Source organism: Streptomyces sp. ST2-7A (assembly GCF_021390475.1).
GTDB lineage: Bacteria > Actinomycetota > Actinomycetes > Streptomycetales > Streptomycetaceae > Streptomyces.
Genome location: NZ_JAJUWS010000010.1, coordinates 28416 through 51026 on the forward strand (window position 1 = coordinate 28416; position 22611 = coordinate 51026).

General features: G+C 72.5%; 23 protein-coding genes, 1 tRNA gene and 1 pseudogene. 11 read left to right on the forward strand and 14 right to left on the reverse strand.

Translation table 11 applies throughout. The features are described 5' to 3' along the window. The first annotated feature begins 36 nt into the window (after nucleotides 1-36). Nucleotides 37-612 (forward strand): TerD family protein, encoded by a 576-nt coding sequence (locus LZF96_RS08450; RefSeq protein WP_233868060.1) that lies wholly within the window; start codon nucleotides 37-39, stop codon nucleotides 610-612. A 146-nt stretch (nucleotides 613-758) separates the two neighbouring features. Here LZF96_RS08450 and LZF96_RS08455 read toward each other — a convergent pair whose 3' ends face one another. Further along, a complete protein-coding gene (locus LZF96_RS08455; protein ID WP_233868063.1) occupies nucleotides 759-914 on the reverse strand; it encodes a hypothetical protein in 156 nt (51 codons plus the stop codon). Nucleotides 915-1159: 245 nt separating this feature from the next. Here LZF96_RS08455 and LZF96_RS26960 point away from each other — a divergent pair. The 3 genes and pseudogenes from LZF96_RS26960 to LZF96_RS08470 all read left to right on the forward strand — a co-directional run. Further along, nucleotides 1160-1792: pseudogene (locus tag LZF96_RS26960) on the forward strand (Scr1 family TA system antitoxin-like transcriptional regulator); the annotation flags it as partial. Between the two features lie 49 nt (nucleotides 1793-1841). Beyond that, the gene (locus LZF96_RS26965) at nucleotides 1842-2009 is read left to right on the forward strand and encodes a Scr1 family TA system antitoxin-like transcriptional regulator (protein ID WP_308294170.1); all 168 of its coding nucleotides are present in this window, start codon (nucleotides 1842-1844) and stop codon (nucleotides 2007-2009) included. Nucleotides 2010-2127: 118 nt separating this feature from the next. Next, complete coding sequence (locus LZF96_RS08470; protein ID WP_233868065.1) at nucleotides 2128-2349, forward strand: DUF397 domain-containing protein; 222 nt, start codon at nucleotides 2128-2130, stop codon at nucleotides 2347-2349. Between the two features lie 87 nt (nucleotides 2350-2436). Here the strand turns inward: LZF96_RS08470 and LZF96_RS08475 are convergent, their stop codons facing one another. Both LZF96_RS08475 and LZF96_RS08480 read right to left on the reverse strand, forming a co-directional pair. Beyond that, the gene (locus LZF96_RS08475) at nucleotides 2437-2826 is read right to left on the reverse strand and encodes a hypothetical protein (protein ID WP_233868068.1); all 390 of its coding nucleotides are present in this window, start codon (nucleotides 2824-2826) and stop codon (nucleotides 2437-2439) included. A gap of 397 nt (nucleotides 2827-3223) precedes the next feature. Next, nucleotides 3224-4273 (reverse strand): zinc-binding dehydrogenase, encoded by a 1050-nt coding sequence (locus LZF96_RS08480; protein ID WP_233868071.1) that lies wholly within the window; start codon nucleotides 4271-4273, stop codon nucleotides 3224-3226. A 71-nt stretch (nucleotides 4274-4344) separates the two neighbouring features. Between LZF96_RS08480 and LZF96_RS08485 the strand changes: the two genes are divergently transcribed. Next, entirely contained in the window at nucleotides 4345-4923 is a 579-nt protein-coding gene (locus LZF96_RS08485) for a TetR/AcrR family transcriptional regulator (RefSeq protein WP_233868073.1), read from the forward strand. 251 nt (nucleotides 4924-5174) lie between these two features. On the opposite strand, the gene LZF96_RS08490 is transcribed toward LZF96_RS08485, so the two are convergent. Further along, nucleotides 5175-5351: a hypothetical protein gene (locus LZF96_RS08490; RefSeq protein ID WP_233868074.1), complete on the reverse strand. Its 177-nt coding sequence runs from the start codon at nucleotides 5349-5351 to the stop codon at nucleotides 5175-5177. A gap of 134 nt (nucleotides 5352-5485) precedes the next feature. Here LZF96_RS08490 and LZF96_RS08495 point away from each other — a divergent pair, with 134 nt between their 5' ends. Then, on the forward strand, nucleotides 5486-6211 hold the full coding sequence (locus tag LZF96_RS08495; protein ID WP_233868076.1) for a MerR family DNA-binding transcriptional regulator: 726 nt from the start codon (nucleotides 5486-5488) through the stop codon (nucleotides 6209-6211). 76 nt (nucleotides 6212-6287) lie between these two features. Continuing rightward, on the forward strand, nucleotides 6288-6785 hold the full coding sequence (locus tag LZF96_RS08500; RefSeq protein ID WP_233868078.1) for a hypothetical protein: 498 nt from the start codon (nucleotides 6288-6290) through the stop codon (nucleotides 6783-6785). 277 nt (nucleotides 6786-7062) lie between these two features. Here LZF96_RS08500 and LZF96_RS08505 read toward each other — a convergent pair whose 3' ends face one another. Further along, nucleotides 7063-7779: a pentapeptide repeat-containing protein gene (locus LZF96_RS08505; RefSeq protein ID WP_233868080.1), complete on the reverse strand. Its 717-nt coding sequence runs from the start codon at nucleotides 7777-7779 to the stop codon at nucleotides 7063-7065. Nucleotides 7780-7998: 219 nt separating this feature from the next. On the opposite strand from LZF96_RS08505, the gene LZF96_RS08510 reads away from it, so the two are divergent. Then, nucleotides 7999-9021, forward strand: coding sequence for a zinc-binding dehydrogenase (locus tag LZF96_RS08510; protein WP_233868082.1), 1023 nt, complete (start codon nucleotides 7999-8001; stop codon nucleotides 9019-9021). Between the two features lie 344 nt (nucleotides 9022-9365). Here the strand turns inward: LZF96_RS08510 and LZF96_RS08515 are convergent, their stop codons facing one another. Together LZF96_RS08515 and LZF96_RS08520 are read right to left on the reverse strand one after the other, a co-directional pair. Beyond that, the gene (locus LZF96_RS08515; protein ID WP_233868084.1) at nucleotides 9366-10115 is read right to left on the reverse strand and encodes a hypothetical protein; all 750 of its coding nucleotides are present in this window, start codon (nucleotides 10113-10115) and stop codon (nucleotides 9366-9368) included. 321 nt (nucleotides 10116-10436) lie between these two features. Further along, nucleotides 10437-10513 (reverse strand) — tRNA-Thr (locus tag LZF96_RS08520). Nucleotides 10514-10700: 187 nt separating this feature from the next. Between LZF96_RS08520 and LZF96_RS08525 the strand changes: the two genes are divergently transcribed. From LZF96_RS08525 to LZF96_RS08535, 3 genes are all read left to right on the forward strand, one after another. After that, on the forward strand, nucleotides 10701-11831 hold the full coding sequence (locus LZF96_RS08525) for an ABC transporter ATP-binding protein (RefSeq protein WP_233868087.1): 1131 nt from the start codon (nucleotides 10701-10703) through the stop codon (nucleotides 11829-11831). Between the two features lie 511 nt (nucleotides 11832-12342). Further along, nucleotides 12343-12807: a hypothetical protein gene (locus tag LZF96_RS08530; RefSeq protein WP_233868090.1), complete on the forward strand. Its 465-nt coding sequence runs from the start codon at nucleotides 12343-12345 to the stop codon at nucleotides 12805-12807. A gap of 19 nt (nucleotides 12808-12826) precedes the next feature. Beyond that, nucleotides 12827-13552 (forward strand): nucleotidyltransferase family protein, encoded by a 726-nt coding sequence (locus tag LZF96_RS08535; protein ID WP_233868094.1) that lies wholly within the window; start codon nucleotides 12827-12829, stop codon nucleotides 13550-13552. A gap of 98 nt (nucleotides 13553-13650) precedes the next feature. Here the strand turns inward: LZF96_RS08535 and LZF96_RS08540 are convergent, their stop codons facing one another. The 7 genes from LZF96_RS08540 to cysS all read right to left on the reverse strand — a co-directional run bounded on the left by LZF96_RS08540 (nucleotide 13651) and on the right by cysS (nucleotide 22539). After that, on the reverse strand, nucleotides 13651-14529 hold the full coding sequence (locus LZF96_RS08540) for a dioxygenase (RefSeq protein WP_233868097.1): 879 nt from the start codon (nucleotides 14527-14529) through the stop codon (nucleotides 13651-13653). A 273-nt stretch (nucleotides 14530-14802) separates the two neighbouring features. After that, complete coding sequence (locus tag LZF96_RS08545; protein WP_233868113.1) at nucleotides 14803-15657, reverse strand: NAD(P)H-binding protein; 855 nt, start codon at nucleotides 15655-15657, stop codon at nucleotides 14803-14805. Next, a complete protein-coding gene (locus LZF96_RS08550; RefSeq protein WP_374203174.1) occupies nucleotides 15654-16268 on the reverse strand; it encodes a MarR family winged helix-turn-helix transcriptional regulator in 615 nt (204 codons plus the stop codon). Before LZF96_RS08550 ends, LZF96_RS08545 begins: the two co-directional genes overlap by 4 nt. A 160-nt stretch (nucleotides 16269-16428) precedes the next feature. Continuing rightward, a complete protein-coding gene (locus tag LZF96_RS08555; protein WP_233868117.1) occupies nucleotides 16429-18153 on the reverse strand; it encodes a DoxX family protein in 1725 nt (574 codons plus the stop codon). A 304-nt stretch (nucleotides 18154-18457) separates the two neighbouring features. Continuing rightward, on the reverse strand, nucleotides 18458-19573 hold the full coding sequence (locus LZF96_RS08560) for a peptidoglycan-binding protein (RefSeq protein WP_233868120.1): 1116 nt from the start codon (nucleotides 19571-19573) through the stop codon (nucleotides 18458-18460). 335 nt (nucleotides 19574-19908) lie between these two features. Continuing rightward, a complete protein-coding gene (gene rlmB, locus LZF96_RS08565; RefSeq protein ID WP_233868123.1) occupies nucleotides 19909-20865 on the reverse strand; it encodes a 23S rRNA (guanosine(2251)-2'-O)-methyltransferase RlmB in 957 nt (318 codons plus the stop codon). A gap of 267 nt (nucleotides 20866-21132) precedes the next feature. Beyond that, nucleotides 21133-22539, reverse strand: a complete 1407-nt coding sequence (cysS, locus tag LZF96_RS08570) for a cysteine--tRNA ligase (RefSeq protein ID WP_233868126.1) — start codon at nucleotides 22537-22539, stop codon at nucleotides 21133-21135. Nucleotides 22540-22611: the final 72 nt, after the last annotated feature.

The window sequence follows — 22611 nt, forward strand, 5'->3', positions numbered from 1 at the left end:
GGACCACAGGACAACAGACACACAAGGGGTTATGTCATGGTCGTGAGCCTGACCAAGGGCGGAAACGTCTCGCTGACCAAGGAGGCGCCGGGGCTGACCGCCGTCACCATCGGGCTCGGTTGGGACACCCGCACCACCACCGGGGCCGACTTCGACCTGGACGCCAGCGCCATCGCCGTGGACGCCGGCAGCAAGGTCGTCTCCCCCGGCCACTTCATCTTCTACAACAACCTCGCCTCGCCCGACCAGGCCATCCAGCACACCGGTGACAACCTCACCGGTGAGGGCGAGGGCGACGACGAGCAGATCAACGTCTTCCTCGACGGCCTGGGCCAGGATGTCGACAAGATCGTCTTCCCGGTCTCCATCCACCAGGCCGAGGCCCGTGGCCAGAACTTCGGTCAGGTCCGCAACGCCTACATCCGCGTGGTCAACCAGAACGGCGGCACCGAGATCGCCCGCTACGACCTGAGCGAGGACGCCTCCACCGAGACCGCCATGGTCTTCGGCGAGCTGTACCGCAACGGCGCCGAGTGGAAGTTCCGCGCCGTGGGCCAGGGTTACGCCTCCGGTCTGGTCGGCATCGCGCAGGACTACGGCGTCAGCGTCTGAGACCGCGCACCCACCCCCGGAACGCCGTACCGGCCCACCGGCCGGCGCCGGGGCCGCACCGGGAAACGCCCCCGTTCCGACGGGGGCGTTTGTCGTGCCGGGGGTGGGTGGGCACCTCCTCGGTGAACCGGAGCGGGGCACTCACCTCACACGTCACCGCCCTCCAGGGTGTGGAGGTGCTCCGCGATGCGCGCGCCGAGGGCCTTCCACCGCTCACCCAACTCCGCGAGACCGGAAGTCGCGTCGGCGGGGTCCTCCTCCCCCTCGGGAACCGGAGCGGGTACCGGAAGCACCTCGTTCACCGGGCCGCACCCGTCGCCGCGTCGGAGGCGAGGGCGGCCGTCAGGGCCCTGGCCGTCTCCACGTTGCACCGCCCCAATTCCACGAGAGGGGGTGCGACCGAGGCCAACGGATGGCGGTACCCGCGTCCACGCACAGGGACGGCAGCGTGATGCCGTGCGCCCTCAGCGCGTCCTCCAACCCGTCGCACACCGCCTCGGCTTCCCCGATCTCGTCGCCCCTGGACCCGTTGTCCTCATCCGTCGTCATGCCGGCCCCTCCGCATCGCACCGATCCGTCCCCCGCAGGAGCGGATCTTCACTATCCGTGCGTTCACCATTACGGAACCGGCGTACTCTCGGATGGGGGTAAGAGGTTTCCAAACCGCCTGGAAAGCCAGGGGTGCGTGCACGTGATCGATTCATCACCCGAGCCGGCAAACGGTCTTGAGTGGTTCGGGCGAGAACTGAGGGCCGCCCCTGAGCACAAGCGGGCCAAGCAACGCGATCTGGCGGAGGTCACCGGCTACAAGGAGCCGTACGCATCGAAGGTGAAAAGCGGCAAGACCCTGCCGTCACCCCACTTCGCCGAGGGGTGCGACCGGTTCTTCAACACCTCCGGGTACTTTGCCCGTCTCCTGACCAGGGCCTCCCAACACGGTCATCCCGAGTGGTTCGTGCCGTACCTGCGACTTGAGGAAAAGGCCACGCGGGTGCTCGACTTCTCGCCCTTCCTGATCATGGGCATCCCGCAGACCCCGGCGTACGCGGAGGCCCTGTTCCGAGCCGCCCATCCCAGGGACGCCGACGAGGTGATCAAGGAGAAGGTCGCCGCGCGACTTCGACGGCGAATCGCCCTCGAACAACCCTCTCCACCGCTGCTGTGGGTGGTACTGGATGAGTCGTGCCTGCGACGCGCAGGTTGGCGGACGCGAGGCCATGCGCAACCAGATGGAACATCTCCTACGCGAAGCCGAAGGGCCGAATGCGACCATCCAAGTACTGCCGTACGACTCGGGGGCCCCGGCAGCGGCGGAAGCGTTTACGCTTCTGACATTCGAGGACGATGAGGACGCGGCGCCGGTCCTCTACTCGGAGGCCAGGGGTTGGGTCGCGTGATCGACTCGGCGTCTATCGTGAGAACGGGCACCGATCGGTACGAGCGCCTACGCGCTGACTCCCTGTCACCCAGGAAGTCCCTCGACGCGCTTCACGAGGCGATGAAGGAGTACACACGATGAGCACCGTGAACGGCGAGCCGACGACATGGGTCAAGTCCACTCATAGCAGCGGAGACGGCGGGCAGTGCGTCGAGTGGGCACCCGATGGGGCTCGGGCCCGGGGCCTCGTCCCCGTCCGGGACAGCAAGAACCCCGGGGGCCCCCATCTGCACCTCACCCCCACCGGCTGGACCGGCTTCGTCACCGCCCTGCGCAACGGCGACCTCGACCCCGCCTGACCCGCTCCCCCACTGCCATGGAGACCCCTCAAGCACCCCTCGGGGGGTCTCTTCCCGTGACTCCCCCGCCCACCGCCTGCCCAGCCCCTACACGGCCTCCGGGAACTCCTCCGGCATCGGCCGCAGCGACCGGGCGGGCAGGATCGGGCGGCAGGAGAGCGTGTAGCGAACGGCCACCGTGCCACCCCCGCCGCCCATCCGGTCCACCACGTCCACGAGGAACCGCACCGGCCGCCCGGCGGCCAGCAGCGCCGCCCGGCCCTCCCGGTGCCGGCGGTCGGCCGGCCAACCGTGCAGCGAGGAGGGGGAGCTCTCACCCCCCTCCGAGCCCGGGGTCTCGGCCAGCCGCCCCGCCCACTCCTGCAACCAGCGCAGGGCCAGACGCGGGGAACCGACCGAGCGGCTCGCGAGCACCCACTCGCCCTGCGACTCCAGACACCGGGCGATCACCTCGCACCGGAACACGCCCGCCCTCATCGGCCCCGCCCCCGGGAGACACACGGGGAAACGGCACCCCGTACCCGGCCGGGCATGAACTTACAGCACCATTCCGAGATGATGTGATTTTCTTTCACTTTCGCTCCACGCCAGCCTTCCTCACCCTACCGAGTGATTCCCGGTGATTCATTCCCCTCTGTCACCAGAAAAACACGGAACGCGCGCTCCCGGAAAAAATCGAGCCCCCGTCTCACGTTCCGGAAGAGTCGAACACACCCCCTTTCTTTCACCCGAAACCCCACCCCTCCGACATCCGGTGACCACGAGAAGGGAAGCCCGTCTCGAGCCCCGGACCGAGGGACGTCTCGACGATCGAGGGGGAGGACTCGCGGGGAACACGCTTCCTTCTGCCGACCCACATCCGGGAACTCCGGCGTCAAGGGTGCATGACGATCTTTCCCACGTGCTCCCGACGGGCGAGTTCCTCCTGTGTGCGAGCGGCCTGCTCCAGGGGAAACGTCGCGGCGACAACGGGTTGGATTCCGGCCCGCCGGGCCAGGTCCACGAGCAGGTCGAAATGCCGGGGCGCATGCATCGCGGAACCGATGATCCGATTGTTGTGCAGGTAGAGACGACGCACATCGAAGTTCACGTCGTACCCGCCGAGCGCACCGGCCACGACCCACCGGCCACCTTCGCGCAGCAATGGAAGTCCTTCTCCCGAAAAGTCACCGGCGATGACATCGAGCACGATGTCGATGCCCTCCGGCGCCACGGTACGGATCTGCTCGACGATGCCCTGCGCGCGGTCGACGACATGGTGGGCGCCCGCCTCGCGTACCGAGTCGATTTTGGATCCGCTGCTGATGGCGAGTACCCGCGCACCGCGCTCCCGGGCGAGCTGGACCAGCGCGAGGCCGACTCCGCCGGAGGCCCCCGAGACCACGACGGTCCCGCCCTCCTCCGCCCCTCCCCGCTCGATCATGCCCAGGGCCGTTCCATAGGCGATGGGCAGTGCGGCGAGTTGTTCGTCCGTGAGCGGTGATTCGGTCACATCGTGCACCCGCTCCATCGGCACGGTGACGTACTCGGCGTAACCACCGTCGCGTTCGCTCCCCATCAGACCCACCGGGTTCGCGCCCGGCCCCCCGGAGTCGTGGATCGCCGGGTCGACGAGCATCCGGCGACCGAGAAGACTCTCCTCCGCGTCGACACCGACCGCGACGACACGACCCACCACATCGGCCCCCTGAATCCGGGGGAAATCGATCGGTCCCCGCCAGCCCGACAGCGCGTCCGGGGCCCCCGGGCGACCGTAGGACCCCTCGCGGGTCCACAGATCGGTGTTGTTCAGCGCCACCGCGCCGACCCGCACCAGCACCTCCCCTTCCCGCGGAACGGGTACGGCCACCTCCACCAACTCGAGACGTTCCGGTCCTCCGTGCTCCGTGATCCGCACCGCCCGGATGGTTCCGGGGACCTCCATCACACGTCTCCTCACAAGTACACTGATCGGTGAACTTTTCCCATGGTATACAGATCGGTAAAGAGCGCTCGATGCAGGAAGCACAACCCATGACACCGGCCGGCCGCCGCATCCTGGCCGCCGCCGAGGAGTTGTTCTACAACCGCGGAATCACAGCGGTGGGCGTGGATCTGATCGCCGAGCGCTCGGGCGTGACCAAGCGCACCCTGTACAACCGTTTCGGCTCGAAGGACCACCTCGTGGCGGTCTACCTCGCGGAACGCGACCAGCACTGGCGAGCTCTCGTCCGTCAAGCCGTCGAAGCCTGTGAACAGCCCGCTGACGCCGTCCTCGCCCCCTTCGACGTACTACGGACCTGGACCGACACACACACCCGTGGATGCGCCTTCGTCAACGCGCTGGCCGAACTCCCGGACCCCGATCATCCCGCGCGGCGCATCGCCGTGGATCAAAAGCTCTGGCTACTGAACCTGTTCGAGGAGCTCGCCGCGGAGGCCGGCTGCTCGGACCCCGCGACCCTCGCCACTCGACTCCTCCTGCTGCACGAAGGCGCCCTCACCACACAGCCACTCCGGATCGGCACTCTCCCGGAAAGCATCGATCTGGCGCGCACCCTCGTTCGACTCGCCCTGCCATCCCACCCGCGTTGATCTGTCACCGGAATGCCGCCTGCCTCACACCTTGCGTGCGGCGGGCAGCATTTGCCGACAGGTCAACATTCCCTCCACGATCACCCGGCCGAAACGTCGTTACTTTTTCATCCGGTTACTTTCTCGGGTGAGCCGGAAGAGACTCCGAAGAGGCGGGTGCACCCGAGCGTGTGAAGGGGGCGCCGAGCAGAGCCTGGCGGGCGTTTCCGGGAAGGAAGACGTTCCCGCCCGGGGCGGGAGCGAGGTAGTCCTCAGCCCAGGGACCAGGTGCCGACCTCCCGGTAGGCGGAGTCGTGGATGGTTTCGGAGCGTTCCTCGTCGAGGCGGTAATGCTTGAGGTTGCCGGCCCAGTACCGCAGGATCCGACCCAACTCCTCCTCCGTCCCACCGGTCAATTCGTCCGTGTCGATGTCGATGTGGAATTTCATGCCATCCCTTTCACCGGGTCACATTCCACTTCAACTTTATCCTTGAAGTGCTTCTGGAGACCCCGAAGTTGATTTCGTCCGGGGATCGCCGGAGACTCCGTCGGAAAGTCTCCAACCGGGGTGGAGGGCGTGGGATGAGGCCGGTGGACCTGGCGCGGCGGGCGGGGGTGGCCGTGCAGACCGTGCGGAACCTGGAGGCGGCCGGGGTGCTGCCCGCCGCCGCGAGAACCCCTGCCGGGTACCGCCGGGCGCTACTCACCCACCGCGCGCTGGTGGTCGGGCACGGCCACGTCACCGCCCGGGCCGTGATGGTCGCCGTCGGCCGGGACGACGTGTCCGGGGCGTTGGCGCTGATCGACGCGAGTCACGCGGCGGCGCACGCGGAGCGGCGGTCACTGGAGGAGATCGAGGCGGCCCTGACCCCCCTCGCCGGCTCCTCCCCCGGCGACGGTTCATCCGGTTCGTCCGCCGGTGGCCTTCCCATCGGCGGGGTGGCCCGCCTGCTGGGGGTACGGCCGTCCGCCCTTCGCGTGTGGGAGCGGGCCGGGTTGCTCGCGCCGACCCGGCGGCGAGGCACCGGATACCGGGTGTACGCGGCCCGGGACGTGCGGGACGCCCGGGTCGTCCACCTGCTGCGTCGGGGTGGGTACTCCCTCGCCCGCATCCGTCCCGTGGTCGAGGAGGTGCGCGGGGCCGGCGGTCCCGGGGCCCTGCGCGCCGCACTGGCGGATTGCGGGGCCGCTCTGCACGCCCGGACGCGGGCGATGGTGGCCGGAGCGGCACGGCTTCACTCCCACTTGGAGGCTCTGGAGGCCGGTGGGGCCCCCGGAGCCGTCGAGGGAGCGACGCCCGCCGGGTGACCTCCCCCGCCGCCCTCACCGCCCCGTCGCCCACGCCCCGCCCGACCGAGCCCGGCCGGCGTGGGAGCATCGGGGGGTGCTCGACATCGGCTACGCGCTCTCCTCCCGCTTCCCCGACCCGCCGCAGACCGACTACCGGCGGGCCGACGTCAAGGCGTTGCGCCACGACCTGTTCTCCGGGGACGTGTACCTGGCCGACACCGAGCGGGACGAGGAGTTGGCGACCGCGCGCGGCTGGGTGCCGGTGCTGGACTTCGCGTGGGCGCTGTGCGACATCGCCGAGCGGCTGGACCGGGACCCGATGGGGAGTCGGGCGGCGCGTCCGCAGCGGGCCGCGCTGGACTTCCCGGAGTCGGCGGACGTGTGGCTGTTCGTGCGGCGGTTCGGGCACGTGGACATCGCCCCCGAGCACCCCTCGCCCGATCAGCCGGCGCTGTCGGTGCACCACGCCGAACTGCGCCGGGAGGCGCGGGACTTCCTGCACGACCTGCTGGCGGACCTCGCCGACATGCACGATGACCTGGCCGAGAACCCGGTGGTGTGGGACCTGCGGGCCCGCTTCCCCCGCGTCTGAGCACGCCGGGACGCCCGGGGCGCCGGCTCCGGCGCGGGATGCCGGCTCCGGCGCGGGATGCCGGCTCCGGCGCGGGATGCCGGCTCCGGCGCGGGATGCCGGCCCGGCAGTCGTCGGTCCGGCCGTGGGCATCTCCCGTCGGCGGACGAGGTGTCGGACGAAGCCCGTCACCGGCCGTCGCACCGGCGCTCGTCCGGCCCCCCGGCCATCCGCGGGGTTCCGGCCGCCGGCCCGTCGCCGCCCGCAGCGACCGGCCCCGACCGGGGCCCGGGGCCCCTCAGGGCTCGACGCGCAGCCCGAGGTGGGCGGCGAGGACGGTCGCGAGGTCGAGGAGTTGGGTCGGGGCGACGATCGCCCCGGCCAGGGAGTCCACCCCGCGCGCGATCTCCAGGGCGGTGACACCGCGCAGGTCCACATCGGTCATGCGGACCGCCGAGAGGTCCGCTCCGCGTACCTCGCACCCCTCGAAGGAGACCCGCTCCAGTCGGGCTCCACCGAAGTCGGGCTCGATCAGCACGCAGTTGACGAAGGCGACGTCCACGAGGCCGGCCTGCCGGAAGTTGGCGTAGTCGATCTTCCCGCCCCGGAACACCACCCGGTTGAGCTGCGCTCCGGAGAACTGCGCGCCGCCCAGGCGGGCGTCGCGCCACTCCACGTCGCGCAGCACGCCCTCGCCGAGGCCGACGCCCAGGCCCCGCACGTTCTCCAGCAGGGAGTCGACCAGCCGGGCGCCACGCAGCCGGGTCCCGTCCAGGACGCAGTCGCGCAGCAGGCACTCCAGGAAGGTGGCGCCCCCGCCGTCCTCACCGGAGAAGTCGATACCGATGAACTCCTCCGCGTCGTGGTCGCTGCCGGGACCCAGGTACGGGGGGCCGGGAGCGGACCGCAGTATCGGCAGGGAGATCTCCGGCGGTCGGGGCGGGGCCGGGGGTCGGGGTCCGGTACGGGCGGTGGCGCGAACTGCGGCGGGGCGGCGACGGCCGGAGGAGGGCATGGGGGCAGTGTGCCCCGTCACACCGACAATCGGTGGGCCCCGGGGCCCACTGTCCCGGAAGGGACCCCCGGGACGGGCGTGGCCGGTGGGGCCGGGAGGGGACCGCCTTCCCGCTTGACCTCAAGTCAACTGGAGGTTTCAGCATGGGACCCGCCGCCGGTCACCGGGCGGCACACTGCTCCCGGCACCGGGTCGGGACGGAAGTGGGGAGGCCCCGCCATGCGCGCCATCCGTCTGCACGCCTTCGGTCCGCCGGAGAACCTGCGCCTTGAGGAGGTCCCCGACCCCGAGCCCGGCCCCGGTGAGGTGGGAATCGCGGTCGTCGCGGCGGGCGTGCACCTGCTGGACGCCGCGCTGCGCGCCGGCCGGGCCGGCGGCTTCCCCCTGCCCGAACTGCCCACCGTGCCCGGTCGGGAGGTGGCGGGCACGGTGGACGCGGTGGGGTCCGGCGTTCCGGAACGATGGCTGGGGCGGCGGGTCGTCGCCCACCTCGGCATGGTGCCCGGCGGTTACGCGGAACGGGCCGTGACCGCCGTGGAGCGGCTGCACGAACTCCCCGCCGACCTGCCGGAGGACCGGGCCGTGGCGCTGGTGGGGACGGGGCGCACGGCGGCCGGGATCCTGCGACTCGCCGCCCCGGGCCCCTCGGACACCGTGCTGGTCGCGGCCGCCGCCGGTGGCATCGGTTCGCTGCTGGTGGGGGCGGCCCGGGAACGCGGCGCCCGGGTGGTGGGGACGGCCGGCGGCGCCGCGAAGGTCGCGATGGTCCGGGACCTCGGCGCCGACCCGGCCGTGGACTACACGGTCCCCGGCTGGACCGACACCGTCCGGGAGGCGCTGGGCGGGGACCGACCGGTCACGGTGGTGTGCGAGGGGTTGGGCGGGGAGGTCGCCCGGCAGGCGTTGGGGCTCCTCGCGCCCGGCGGCCGACACCTGGCGTACGGCTGGGCCGCCACGGGGTTCGACGGGCACGGCGCCATCGGGCCGGAGGAGGCGGAACGGGTGGCCCCCGGGGCCGTTTCCCGGTGGGTGACGGGATCGGCCCTCACGGAACCCGTGGGCGGGTCGAACCCCGTTCGGACGCTGGAGGAAGAAGCCCTGACCCTGGCCGCCGAGGGGGTGTTCCGCCCGCCGGTGACGTCCTTCCCCCTCGTGGAGGCGGCCCGGGCGCACGCGGCCCTGGAGGGGCGGGCCACCACGGGCAAGGTGGTGCTGCTGCCCCGGGGACCGGTGTCGTCGTAAGTCGTAAGGGGTGGGGACCGCTCGGGGCCCGGGGCCGGGCGGTGGTGCGACCCCGTCCGCGCCACCCGTCCCCGGTTCCCGGGAGGGTGGCGCGGCTCCACACGACAGGGGCCGGGAGCGGCGTTGCCCACCGAACGGGGACTCGTCCCCGCCCCGGGTCCGCGACGGGGTCGGAAGCGGGGACGAGGCGGAGCCGACGGCCCGGTGGGGACGGCGGACACCCGGGACGGACGGACACCCGGGCCCGACGGGAACCCGGGAAGACGGGAACCCGGGAAGACGCCCGGTGAGGGACGGCCCGGGCCGTCCGACGACACGACGACCGTGGTCGGGGGTGGCCGGGCTCAGGGGCGGCCGAGGAAGCCCTCGGTCTCGGCGGCCTCGACCATCTCCTGCGAGTACCCGGAGGGATCGGTGATCTCCAACTCGAAGGCGGTGAAGTACGGCTCGCCGTTGATGTCCTCGGGGTCCTTGAGCACGACCTCGGCCGGGAACGGGTCGTCGAGGCAGTCGGGCAGGCACCAGGTGCCGGAGAGCAGGCCGCTGCCAATGGCCTCCCGACCGTCCCAGCTCTCCCAGGTGACGTCGTTGAGGGTGCTGAACTCGGTGAGCACGAGATTGTCGGGAGCGCGGTCGGCGCGGCCGCCCTCGGCCCGGTAGTAGTTGAAGACCATCGGGTCGTCGGTGGAGGCCGGCTCGGGGGCGTCGGTGCCGGCGTCCGTGCCCGCGTCCCCCTCGGCCTCCTCCTCGGCGTCCCCGGTGGCCCCCGTGTTCTCCGTGTCGCCCTCGTCGGTGCCCTCCGTGGTACCGCCGGTATCGGAGGTGCCGCCGGCGGTGCGGGTGGTGTCGGTGTCCACCGCGCCGTCGGCGGCGTCGGCGCCGTTCTCCGCCTCTCCGCAGGCCGCGAGGGGCAGTGCGAGCAGGGCGGCACCGAGCAGCACCGCGGTCAGGCGCCCGGCTCTGCCGCCGGCCGGCCGGCGCGGACCGGGGGTGCCGGTGGGCACGGCCCGTCCGGATGCCCGCCCCCGGGCCGGGTCGGCGGCCTGCTCGGCGGCGGGGAAGGCGGACGGGGCGGTGCGCGGCGTCGCTGTCACGGGGCTCTCCATTCCTGGTACCGATACGACGGCCCGGGCGGGCGTCGCGGCCTCACAGGGATACCGTGCCCGCCGGGTGGGCCCGGCAGTGATCACGACGTACACCCCGGAGCGGGACTCGCCCCCGAAACCCATCGAAACGGGACACAAGGGGCGCGAGACGGCCGAAAAGGGAAGGCGTGCACGTCGGCGCGCGCCGGGGGCGGGTTCGACCGGCGCGTATCCCGGAAGGCACCCCGGGCCGACGCGCGGAGCGGCGGGCGAGGGGCGACCGGGGCCGAGTCGCGTTCGAGCGGAACGCGTCATCGCAGGTCGGCGAGGTGGAGCCGCCTGTCGGATTCGAACCGACGACCTGCTGTTTACAAGACAGCTGCTCTGACCAGCTGAGCTAAGGCGGCGTGACGGATGCAGTGTACCCAAGCCCTCCCTGGTGAACACGGAGGGTTGTCCGTGGCACGGGATCGGCGCCGAATGATGACAGGAGTCACTCCTTCGGGTTAGGTTCACTTCGCGTCCACGTACGTGGAGCATCCACCTTTACTCGGATCGTCCGGCACGTTCCTGCCGGTGAGGGAGAGCGTCACCATGGCCACGGTCACATTCGACAAGGCGACCCGGATCTACCCGGGTTCCGAGAAGCCCGCCGTCGACAAGCTCGAGATCGACATCGCGGACGGTGAGTTCCTCGTCCTGGTGGGCCCCTCCGGCTGCGGCAAGTCCACCTCCCTGCGGATGCTCGCGGGCCTGGAGGACGTCAACGGCGGTGCCATCCGCATCGGTGACCGCGACGTCACCCACCTGCCGCCCAAGGACCGGGACATCGCCATGGTGTTCCAGAACTACGCGCTCTACCCGCACATGACCGTCGCGCAGAACATGGGCTTCGCGCTCAAGATCGCCGGCGTCAACAAGACCGACATCCGCACCAAGGTCGAGGAAGCCGCGAAGATCCTCGACCTCACCGAGTACCTGGACCGCAAGCCCAAGGCGCTCTCCGGTGGTCAGCGGCAGCGTGTCGCGATGGGTCGGGCGATCGTCCGCGAGCCGCAGGTCTTCCTCATGGACGAGCCGCTGTCCAACCTGGACGCCAAGCTGCGCGTCCAGACCCGTACCCAGATCGCCGGCCTGCAGCGCCGCCTGGGTGTCACCACCGTCTACGTGACCCACGACCAGGTCGAGGCCATGACGATGGGTGACCGGGTCGCGGTCCTCAAGGACGGCCTGCTGCAGCAGGTGGACTCCCCGCGCAGCATGTACGACAAGCCGGCCAACCTCTTCGTCGCGGGCTTCATCGGCTCCCCGGCGATGAACCTGATCGAGGCGCCGATCACCGACGGTGGCGTGAAGTTCGGCAACAGCGTGGTGCCGGTGGAGCGCGCCGCGCTCACCGAGGCCCAGAACAGCGGCGACACCCACGTGGTGGTCGGCTGCCGCCCGGAGCACTTCACCATCGTGGAGGACGGCGCCGGCGCCTCCCTGGCCAAGGACGACCCGAACGCCGTGGCCGGCATGGCCGTGACCGTCAACGTGGTCGAGGAGCTGGGCGCGGACGGCTTCGTCTACGGCACCGCCGACGTCGACGGCGGGTCCAAGGACCTGGTGGTCCGTGTCGGCGGCCGGCAGATCCCGGAGAAGGGCGCCGTGCTGCACGTGGTGCCGAAGTCCGGCGAGACCCACGTGTTCTCCAAGAGCACCGGCGCGCGCCTGAGCGACTGATCCGCCGGATCCCGCCGCCCCGGACGGGATCACGCGAGATCACACGGATTGTCCGGGCCGGTCGGCGGGCCCCTTCCGCCCCGCCGATCGGCCCGGGTTCGGTTCGACGGTCGGGGGTGGACCCATACCGGGTCCGCCCCCGACCGTTTCGCCGTTCCCGACACTCCCCACCGCCTCCTCCCGGCGCCTTCCCGAGGGCCCGCGTCCCGCCCGTCGCCGCCCGCCGGGTCGGACGTTCCGGCGGCGGGTGGGGAAAGCGTTCGGCCCGGACGGCACTAACGCCCGAATCGCCCGATTTCGATCCCGTTCGTCAACACCCCACGCGCCGTCGCCACTTCGGATTCACTCCGTCGAGTGACGCAAGGTGGCCAAACGGACACCTCTCGCTACGATCGTCTCGTCCCGCTCCCGACCCCGCCGCGACCCCGAACCGGTTCCGCACCGGTCCGCCCGGCGAACGCGGCGGAGGGGGCGGCCCCGGGAACCGATCGATTCGACGCGAGGAAACCACGTGAACCAGGCAGCCCGCCGTTTCGGCAGAACTCTCGCCCTCGTCCTCCCGGTCGTCCTGGTGCTCTCCGGCACCCTCGCCGTCGCCAACGTCCCCTGGAGCGGCGTGACCGAGACCACGGTGCTGCCCGCCGGCGCCGGCGGGTACGGCCTGCCCGGCGCGGCGCCGGAGTCCGAGGCGGACACGGAAACCGAGCCGGCGACCGCCGACGCCGGCCCCGCCCCCGAGGAGGTGCTGCTCGAGGTGCTGCTGGACGAGCTGCGGCGCACCGACCCCGGAGTGGCGCTCACCACTCTCCAGTGGGAGGTCGAGCGCAATCCCTCGCTCGCCGAGCACTGCCCGACCCTCGCACGGGAGTTGGGCCGCGCCGCGGTGGTGAAGTACGGCAGCGCCGAACTGGCCCACCGGCACGCCCGCCCGGTGTGCGACACCTCTTTCGCGATCGGTGTCACGCAGGAGCGGTGACCCGGCTACTGTGCGGAGCATGAACGACGCCTCGCAGCCCACGCAGGCGGTGGTCCTGGCCGGTGGCCAGGGCTCCCGCCTGCGTCCCTACACCAACGACCGTCCCAAGCCGATGGTCGAGATACCCGGGACCGGGACGCCGATCATCGGCCACCAGCTCACCTGGCTGGCGTCCGAGGGGGTCACCGATGTCGTGGTCTCCTGCGGCCACCTCGCCGAGGTGTTGCAGGAGTGGTTGAAGGACACCGAACTGCCGGTCCGGGTGAGCACGGTCGTGGAGACCGAGCCGCTGGGCCGGGGGGGCGGTCTGAAGTACGCCGCCTCCGCCCTGCCCCGCCCCGATCAGCCCTGGTACGCCACCAACGGCGACATCTGGACCCGCTTCTCGCTCCGTTCCATGGCCGACTTCCACGCCGAGCGGGACGCCACGGCCACCATCGCCCTGGCCCGTCCGCGCATCCCCTGGGGCGCGGTGGCCACCGACGAGTTCGGCAACGTCACCGACTTCATCGAGTCCCCGCCGCTGTCGTACCAGATCAACGCGGGTGTCTACGTCTTCTCCCCCGACTTCGCGGAGCTGCTGCCCGAGCGGGGGGACCACGAGCGCACCACCTTCCCGCGACTGGCCCGTGAACGACGGCTGGCGGGCTTCCCGTTGCCGCAGGGCTCGTACTGGCGGGCCATCGACACCGCCAAGGACCTGACCGAGGCCGCCCGGGAGCTGCGCGGCGAGAACGCCGGCTGACCCGCCTCCGACACGCGTTCGCCGAACGCCCGGCGGGCGCGCGCCGCAGGCGCCCCGGTCGACCGCCGCCACCGGCGACGGCACCGGCGGCGCGGGGTTCAGCCGACCCGGAAGGACCTCCGGGCGAACCCCATCATGTACCCGTCGATGACCGTGCGGGCGGTGTCCGCCCGCCCCGGCGCCACCCCCATCGTGAGGAAGATCGGCAGGAAGTGGTCGGCGGTGGGGTGGGCGTACGGCATCCCGGGGGCCCGGTCCCGCCAGGACGCCAGCTCCTCCACATCCCCCCGGTCCAACGCCTCGACCGCCCACGCCTCGAACTCCGAGGACCAGCCGGGCACCGTTCCGTTCATCACCATGTCCCGGGTGAGGAAGGGCAGGCCGTGCGTCATGAAACCCGACCCGATGATCAGCACTCCCTCCTCGCGCAGCGGCGCCAGTCGGCGGCCCAACCCCATCAGGCGGTGCGGGTCCCCCGAGGGCAGCGACATCTGGAGGACCGGCACGTCGGCCTCCGGGTACATGGCCATCAGCGGTATCCAGGCCCCGTGGTCCAGGCCCCGCGAGGGGTGCCGGTGGACGGGCTCCGCGGCGGGCATCATCGCCGCCACCCGGTCGGCGAGCCGGCCCGCGTCGGGGGTGTCGTAGCGCAGACGGTGGTAGCGGGGGTGGAAACCGCCGAAGTCGTACACCAGCGGGGTGTGGGCAGCACTCGCCGAGAGGGCGAGCGGGGCGTCCTCCCAGTGCGCGGAGACGATCAACACGGCCTCGGGGCGGGGCATCGACCGGGCCCAGTCGAAGAGCGCGCGGATCCACGGCCCGTCGTCGAGCAGCGGGGGCGCGCCGTGGCTGATGTACAGGGCGGGCAGGGGGCCGTCCGCGGGGGTCCAGCGGGGGTGGGCGGGCGCGACCAGGGCGCCGGGGAGGAAGTCCTCGTAGGCTCCGGCGGGACGCGCCGGGTGGAAGGGGTCGTTCACGGGAGGCTCCGAATCGGGAGGGGCCGGGCGGCGGAGAGGGACGGCCGGGCGGGGAGAGCGGAGCTGCGGCCGGCGGGGCGTCACGCCGGGTGCGGGACCGGGAATTCGACCCCACCGGAGGCCGGGGCCCGGTGGGGTCGGGGCCAACCCACGAGACGGGGTGCGCCGCGGGCACGGGCCCTGCCGAGCGGGCACGGTGCCGGGGAACGGCCCCCGGACGGATGGACACGATGCCGACGACCGGCTCCCGGCCGGGCGGGCACGGTGCCGGGGTCAGCCGGCGAGGAAGGCGGAGATCGTCTCCCGCAGCGGGGTGGTGGGGCGGCCCAGGAGGCGGGAGAGGTCGCCGGGGGTGTCGGCGAGCCATCCGGCGGCGATGTCCGTGTCCATCCCGGCCAGTGTCCGGGCCGTCTCCACGGGTACGCCGGAGCCGGTGAGGGCCTCCTCGTACTCCGCCGGCGACAGGGAGCGGTGCACCACCGACACGCCGGCCACCTCGCCGACCACGGCGGCGAGTTCGGCCATGCTCCAGGCGGTGTCGCCGGACAGTTCGTACACCTGCGCCGGGCGGTCGGCGGTCAGGACGGCGGCGGCCGCCCCGGCGTAGTCGGCGCGGGGCGCGGAGGCGATCCGACCGCCGTCGGTGGCCGAGTCGATGACGCCCTCCTCCACGGCCCGGCGCACGACCTGCTCGTAGTTCTCGGTGTACCAGCCGTTGCGCAGCAGGGTGAAGGGGAGGTCGGAGGCACGCAGCAGACCCTCGGTGGCCAGATGCTCGAGGGCGAGGGCCAGCGGGGTGGTGTCTGCGTGCAGAACGCTCGTATAGGCGAGGAGTTCGACGTCGGCGGCGGCGGCCGCGTCGATGACGGCACGGTGCTGGGGCACCCGGCGTCCGACCTCGTTGCCGGAGACCAGCAGGACGCGGCGGGCGCCGTCGAGGGCGGCGGCCATGGTCTCGGGGCGGTCGTAGTCGGCCTCGCGGACCTCCACGCCGAGGGCGGCGAGGTCCTTGGCCCGCTCGGGGGAGCGGACGGCGGCGACGATGTCGGCTGCGGGCACGCCGCGGGCGAGGAGCGCGTGGACGGTCAGGCGGCCGAGGGAGCCGGTGGCTCCGGTGACGACGATCATGGGAAAGTTCCTTCCGGGGGTTCCGCCGGCACCCCCGGGGTCGCCCCGTCGGGGATCGGGACCCCGGTGGTCGGCGCCCCGGGTCCGGCGGCGGTTTCGGATCGATCCGGACCCGGCGGGGTGCGTCGGGGCAGGTGGGCTGGGCAGTCGTCGGGGCCGATGGCGGTGTTGATCCGCGCCCCTATCTCCCGGAGCTGTCGGCGGCGGGCGGCGGTGAGCGGATCGAATACCAGGCGGCGCACCTCCTCGACGTGGCCGGGGGCGGTGGCGACGACCTTCTCCATGCCGGTGTCGGTGAGGACGGCGAGGGTGTAGCGGCCGTTGGCCGGGTCGGGGGTGCGGCGCACCCAGCCCCGCTGTTCCAGTCGCTTGACCACGTGGGAGAGGCGGGAGAGCGAGCCGTCGGCGAAGACGGCGAGGTCGCTCATCCGGAGCGTCCGCTCCGGGGCCTCGGAGAGGCCGGCGAGCACCTGGTACTCGAAGTGGCTCAGGCCGGCGTCACGGCGCAGCTGGGTGTCGAGCGCGGTGGGCAGGCGGATCATCAGCCCGACCAGCTCGAGCCAGGTCTCGCGCTCCTCGGGGTCCAGCCAGCGGGGTTCCGTCGTGTTCATGCCTCCCACCCTAATTTGACGCCTCAAGTCACATGGAAGCATTTTTTACTTGAAGCGTCAACTCAAAGTCGGATGGCGGTGTCCACGCGGCCGAACCGGACAGGAGCCGGACGCGGACGGGCCCCGCCGCACGGGGTGGTTCAGCCGCCGAGGAGGCCGCCTAACCGAGCAGCCCACCGAGGGTGCCGAGGCTGCTCCGATCACCCCCCTCGGCCGGCGGGGTGGAGGGCGATCCGCTCTCGGCGGGCGGCTCCTCGCCGCCCGCGCCACCGGCGCCGCCCCCGTCGACCGGGGCGGGGGCCGGGGCCGGGGCACCGCCCTCCCGACCCTGCTCGGGCACGGCGGGACCGGACTGCTGCGGCGGCACCCGAACCGTCTGGTCCCCACCGGGAACGCCCTCCGCCGGAGCGGCCTCCCCGGCGCCGTTCGGGCTCTCACCGCTCCCGGTGGCGGGCCGGGAGATGTCGGCGGCCGACCCCGGGTCCGCGTCCGAACCGGCCGGCCCGTCGGTCACGGCCTCCGCCGATCCGACCGGGCCGACCTCCTCGTCCATGTCCGGGGTACCGGGCTCGCCCCCGTCCAGACCGGGCGGCAGCGGCGCGCCGGGCAGGTGGTTGCGCGGCGCCTCGCCCGGGCGGGGCACCGTGGAGAACTCCGAGGAGCGGACCGCGCTGCCCATGATCGAGCCGAACAGCAGCGTCACGCCCAGCAGCAGGCAGGCGATCAACGCTCCTCTGCGCAGTACCCGGCCCCGCAGCTCGCGCAGCGGGACGTGTGGGCCCAGCGTCCGCCACGCCTCCCCCGCCAGTCGGGCGTCCAGGGAGTACACCGGCGCGCCCGCGATGATCAGCGGGCTCCAGGCCGCGAGCAGGATGATGTCGGGGGTGTCCGTCGGGCCGGAGTGCCAGCTGACCGTGATGAGCAGGGCGATCGACAGCAGTGCCCCGAGGGCCGCCGCCAGTCGCTGCCACAGGCCGGCGATGGTCAGCACGCCCACCACGATCTGGGTGAACGCGACCGTCAGGCCCGCCCCCACCGGATGGGCCAACGCCCACTCGTGCAACGGTCCGGCCGGTCCCCAGGGCTGGAGCGAGGAGAGCCAGGCGACCATCGAGCCGCCCTCGCCACCGTCGAAGTACACCGGATCGGTGAGCTTGCCCATGCCCCCGGAGATCATGATGAAGCCGATCAGCAGGCGCAGCGGCAGCAGCACGATGCCGAGGTTCATCCCCCGGCCGGGGTAGTAGGCGTGCCGGCCGTCACCGCCCGGGCGGGTGCCCGACCGGGCCCCGTCCCGGTCGTGCTCCGGCGGATCGTGGCGGGAGGGTCCGACCAGCGGCTCGAGATCGTCGGCCGCCGTCCCGTCGGTCCGGATGTCGTCGTCCGACGGGCGGAACCCGTCGGACGGCCCGCCGGGGCCCGTCGCACGCCGACGACGCGGCACGGCGGGCAGGCGCGGCAGGACCACGGTCTCGGAGATCGGCGCCGAGCGGGGACCGATGACGGCGGTCCCGACCCGCGTGACCCGGGGCAACAGGGTGGTGGTCGCGGTGCCCGGCTCCTCCCCGGGACCGGCCGGACCGGCCGGAACCGTGACCGGCACCCCGGCCGGGGCGGTCACCACCTGCCGGCGGAGCGCCGACTGCCACAGGCCGGCCGCGGCGGCGGCCGCCGCGCCGGTGTCCCCGACCCGGATCACCGGGCGGCGACCGCCGGGACGGATGAGGGCTCCCCTCCCGGCGGAGGACGCGCCGAGGAGCGTCCCCTCCCCTGCGAACGGCACCCCGATCGGGGCCGTCTCGACCGCGAGGTGGGGCGGGCTCTCGACGCCCACCGGGGCGGGCGTCCCGAGCCGCACCCGGAAGCTGGCGTGGTTGACGATCACCTGGGCGGGATCGCAGGACGGCTTGGTCGTGTTCAGGAACGCGTCGGCGACGTCATGGAATCCGGGCCCGTGCCCCCCCGGAGCGGTGCGGGGTGTTCGTGTGTCCACACTCGTCTAACCGAGTGACCGACCGTTAGGACACTGTTCGGCGGCGAGAAATCCGACGGTGACGCGTCAACACGCCCGTACGGGGGCATCGGACACGCGTGCGAGACGCCCCCGGCCGGTCCGGTACCCGCGTCGCGCGGGCCGGGACCGACCGGGGGCGTCCTCCTCCGGGTGCCTCACCGGCGGGGGCCGGGGCTCACCAGTGGACGACCACCTTGTCGCCCTCGCGGACCTGGTCGAAGAGCGCGGTGATGGCCTCCCGGTCGCGCACGTTCACACAGCCGTAGGAGCCGCCGGTGTACCCGTTCTGCCGGAAGTTCTCCGAATAGTGCACCGCCTGGCCGCCGTCGAAGAACATCGCGAACGGCATCGGGGAGTCGTAGAGCGTCGAGTGGTGGTCGCGGCTCTTCCAGTAGACCGTGAACTGACCCTCGCGGGTCGGGTACTCCTCGGTGCCGAACCGCACGTCCAGCGTGGTGCGCACGGTGCCGTCCACCACCCACGACAGCCTGTTGGTGCTCTTGGAGATGCACAGCGCGCGGCCGGTCATGCAGCGGGTGTCCAGACCGGCCGGGGTCTCCTTCTCCACCACCGGCACCTCGACCGGCACGTACATCTCGTCCCGGGCGGGCTTGGTGGTGGCCGAGGTCAGGGCGGCCCAGGTGTCGTCGTACACCGTGCCGCCGGCCTCGAGACCGGCGGAGCGCTGGTACGCCTTGACCGCCTCGACGGTGACGTTGCCGTAGTAGCCGGTGGGGTTGTCGTCGAACAGGTCGAGCTGCCCCAGGCGGGCCTGGAGCTCGCGGACCTGTTCGGAGTCGTCCCCGTACCCCATCACCTGCTCGCGCGGGAACAGTTCGTCCCGGGTGGGCTCGGTGGTGCGGGCCAGCAGGTGCTCCCAGGTGGAGGTGTGGACGGTTCCGGAGACCTCCAACCCGTCGTGCGCCTCCTGGTAGGCGGCGACCGCGCCGACGGTCACGTCCCCGTAGAAGCCGGTGGGCTTGGCGGCGAAGTGGTTCACCTGCCCGAGCCGGGCCTGTAGTTCGCGGACCCGCTCGGAGTTGTCCCCGGCGCCCATGACGACCTCGTCGACCGGCTGTTCGGGCTCCTCGGTCTCCTCGTCGTCCGGCTCGTCCTCCGGTTCCCCGTCGGGTTCCTCCTCCTCCGCCCGCTCCGGCTCGGCCGTGACCTCGGTCGTGGCCTCGTTGGCGACGGGCTCGGGGTCGGTGTCGGAACCCGAACCGCACGCCGTGAGCAGCAGGGCGGCGGCGGTGACCGCCACGACGGACCTGCGGATGTGCGCGGAGCGCATGAAGTACCCCCGAAAACGTGGGACTGGGCACCCGATCAGACCAACGACCCGGGGAATTCGTTGCACGGGGGCCGATAACGAAATACATACGGCGAAGGGAACGAGCGGTGTGAAAGATGTGGCTCGCACGACGGATGTGATGAATATGACCGCGGTGAACCGTTCGGATGGCGGTCCCGGGGACCGGCGCGGACCGGCGGGGACCGGAGGGCCCGAAGTCGCCCACGCCTCCTCCCGGTACCGCGCCCCCGACGGCGCCGGCCCGCCGCCCCCGGTGGGGACGACGGGCCGCCACGACACCCCCCCCGGGCCACGCGGCCCGGGGCGACGGGGGTTCAGCTCCTGCGGCGGGACACCTCGTACAGCACCACGCCCGCCGCCACGCCGGCGTTCAGCGACTCCGCGCCGCCCGGCATCGGGATGCGGGCCCGCACGTCGCAGGTCTCCCCCACCAGTCGGGACAGGCCCTTGCCCTCGCTGCCGACCACGATGACCACCGGGCCGTCCAGCACCGCCACGTCGCCCAGTTCCACCTCGCCCTCGGCGGCCAGGCCCACGACCATCAGGCCCGCCTTCTGGTAGGCCTCCAGCGTGCGGGTGAGGTTGGCGGCGCGCGCCACCGGCGTGCGCGCGGCGGTACCCGCGGAGGTCTTCCACGCCCCCGCCGTCATGCCGGCGGCCCGCCGCTCGGGGACGACGACGCCGTGCCCGCCGAAGGCGGAGACCGAGCGCACCACCGCGCCCAGGTTCCGGGGGTCGGTCACCCCGTCGAGGGCGACGATCAGCGCGTCCTCCCCCAGGTCCCGGGCGGCGGTCACCAGGTCGTCCGGGTGCGCGTACTCGTACGGCGGGATCTGGAGGACCAGCCCCTGGTGGTTCATGTTGTTGGTCATCCGGTCCAGCTCGGGCCGGGGCGCCTCGACCAGCCGCACGCCGCTGCGCGCGGAGGCCAGCCGCAGCGCCTCGCGGACCCGCTCGTCGCTGTCGACGAACTGCTGGACGTACAGCGCGTTGGCGGGCACGCCCTCGCGCAGCGCCTCGACCACCGGGTTGCGGCCGACCACCAACTCGGAGGTGCCCTTGCCGCCGCGACCGGTGGCCCGCTTGGGGGCGACGGTCGTCCGCTTGGCGCGGGCCTGGGCGGCACGCTGCTTGGCGTGACCCTTGCGCATCTCGGCGGGTGGGGTCGGGCCCTTGCCCTCCAGCCCGCGGCGGCGCTTGCCGCCGCTGCCGACGGTGGCGCCCTTCTTGTTGGAGGTGCGACGGTTGGGACGCCCGCTGTTGCCTGCCATGGGATTCGCTTTCCTTCCGCCCGTCCGCCGCGATCGGCGGCGGGCGGGATGTGACGGGAATGGGTTCGGTGGGCCCGTCACCGGGGACGGACGGGCCGGCCCGGGGGTTCGGGCCGGTGGGCGCCGGACGCCGTCACGGCCGACGCGGGGTCAAAGGGGTGCTTCCGGGGCATCGGGGACCGGGACGGACGTACCGTCGGGCCGGTCCGGTCCTGGTCGGCCCGGATCGGCCCCCGGCCGGCGGGGCCCCGCCGGTCCGGCGAACGGTCAGGCCAGCTCCCAGCGGGCCCCGGCCGGGGTGTCCTCGATGGCCACTCCCGCCTCGCGCAGTCGGTCACGGATGGCGTCGGCCTCGGCCCAGTCCCGGTTCTCGCGGGCGGCCTGCCGGCGTTCCAGCAGCAACCCGACGAGTTGGTCCAGGGCCCCGGTCAGCTTCTCCTCGCGGTTCACGCCGCCCGAACCCCCGCTCCACATCGGGTCCAGGGGGTCCATCCCCAGGACGCCGAGCATCGCGCGGGTCTGCGCGGCGAGCGAGGCCACCGACTCCTTGTCGCCCTCGTCCAGCGCGGTGTTGCCGCGCCGCACCACGGTGTGGACGACGGCCACCGCCTGCGGCACGCCGAGGTCGTCGTCGAGCGCGGCGACGAAGTCGGCCGGCAGTGCGTCCGGTCCGGCCGGCTCCACCGCCCCGGCCTGGTCGACCGCCCGGTGCAGGAAGTTCTCGATCCGGCCGAAGGCGGTCTCGGCCTCGGCCAGCGACGCCTCGGAGTACTCGATGGTGGAGCGGTAGTGCGGCGTGCCGAGGTAGTAGCGCAGCACGATCGGCCGGTGCCGGCGGACCATCTCGGAGACCAGCACCGAGTTGCCCAGCGACTTGCTCATCTTCTCGCCGCTCATCGTCACCCAGGCGTTGTGCAGCCAGAAGGCGGCGAAGTCGTCGCCGTGGGCGCGGGACTGGGCGATCTCGTTCTCGTGGTGCGGGAAGACCAGGTCCACACCACCGCCGTGGATGTCGAAGGCGGGACCGAGGTACTTGTGCGCCATCGCCGAGCACTCCAGGTGCCAGCCGGGACGGCCGCGTCCCCAGGGGGTGTCCCAGGCGGGTTCGCCGGGCTTGGCGGCCTTCCACAGCGCGAAGTCGCGCGGGTCCCGCTTGCCGGTCTCGCCCTCGCCGGCCGGCTGCAGCAGGTTGTCGAGATCCTGGTTGGAGAGCGCCAGGTACTCCGGGTAGGAGCGCACCGCGAAGTAGACGTTGCCGTCGGCGGCGTAGGCGTGGCCGCGCTCGATGAGCACGTTCATCATCTCGATCATCTCCGGCACGTGGCCGGTGGCGCGCGGCTCGTACGTCGGCGGCAGGCAGCCGAGCACCGTGTAGGCGTCGTCGAAGGCCCGTTCGTTGGCGTAGCCGATGGCCCACCAGGGGCGGCCCTCCTCGGCCTCCTTGGTGATGATCTTGTCGTCGATGTCGGTCACGTTCCGCACGAAGGTGACCTCGTACCCGCGGGACGTCAGCCAGCGGCGCAGCAGGTCGAAGTTGAGGCCGGAGCGGATGTGGCCGATGTGGGGGGCGGCCTGCACGGTGGCACCGCACAGGTAGATCGAGACGTGACCCGGGACGAGCGGGTCGAAGTCGCGGATCCGCCGGGTTCCGGTGTCGTACAGGCGAAGAGTCACGGCACCAGGGTAGTGGGCCGGGACCGGGGCGTGTGCATCCCGGCGGGCGGACCCGCCGGAACGCGCGCGCCC

Bases quoted from the DNA above. Each gene is read 5' to 3' on its own strand.
- LZF96_RS08475 (WP_233868068.1), bottom strand. From the start codon at position 2,826: ATGAGGGCGGGCGTGTTCCGGTGCGAGGTGATCGCCCGGTGTCTGGAG.
- LZF96_RS08505 (WP_233868080.1), bottom strand. From the start codon at position 7,779: ATGCCCTCCTCCGGCCGTCGCCGCCCCGCCGCAGTTCGCGCCACCGCC.
- LZF96_RS08550 (WP_374203174.1), bottom strand. From the start codon at position 16,268: ATGAACACGACGGAACCCCGCTGGCTGGACCCCGAGGAGCGCGAGACC.
- LZF96_RS08495 (WP_233868076.1), top strand. From the start codon at position 5,486: ATGAGGCCGGTGGACCTGGCGCGGCGGGCGGGGGTGGCCGTGCAGACC.
- LZF96_RS08510 (WP_233868082.1), top strand. From the start codon at position 7,999: ATGCGCGCCATCCGTCTGCACGCCTTCGGTCCGCCGGAGAACCTGCGC.
- LZF96_RS08480 (WP_233868071.1), bottom strand. From the start codon at position 4,273: ATGGAGGTCCCCGGAACCATCCGGGCGGTGCGGATCACGGAGCACGGA.
- LZF96_RS08535 (WP_233868094.1), top strand. From the start codon at position 12,827: ATGAACGACGCCTCGCAGCCCACGCAGGCGGTGGTCCTGGCCGGTGGC.
- LZF96_RS08490 (WP_233868074.1), bottom strand. From the start codon at position 5,351: ATGAAATTCCACATCGACATCGACACGGACGAATTGACCGGTGGGACG.
- LZF96_RS08450 (WP_233868060.1), top strand. From the start codon at position 37: ATGGTCGTGAGCCTGACCAAGGGCGGAAACGTCTCGCTGACCAAGGAG.
- LZF96_RS08485 (WP_233868073.1), top strand. From the start codon at position 4,345: ATGCAGGAAGCACAACCCATGACACCGGCCGGCCGCCGCATCCTGGCC.
- LZF96_RS08525 (WP_233868087.1), top strand. From the start codon at position 10,701: ATGGCCACGGTCACATTCGACAAGGCGACCCGGATCTACCCGGGTTCC.
- LZF96_RS08470 (WP_233868065.1), top strand. From the start codon at position 2,128: ATGAGCACCGTGAACGGCGAGCCGACGACATGGGTCAAGTCCACTCAT.
- LZF96_RS26965 (WP_308294170.1), top strand. From the start codon at position 1,842: ATGGAACATCTCCTACGCGAAGCCGAAGGGCCGAATGCGACCATCCAA.
- LZF96_RS08560 (WP_233868120.1), bottom strand. From the start codon at position 19,573: ATGCGCTCCGCGCACATCCGCAGGTCCGTCGTGGCGGTCACCGCCGCC.
- rlmB (WP_233868123.1), bottom strand. From the start codon at position 20,865: ATGGCAGGCAACAGCGGGCGTCCCAACCGTCGCACCTCCAACAAGAAG.
- LZF96_RS08545 (WP_233868113.1), bottom strand. From the start codon at position 15,657: ATGATCGTCGTCACCGGAGCCACCGGCTCCCTCGGCCGCCTGACCGTC.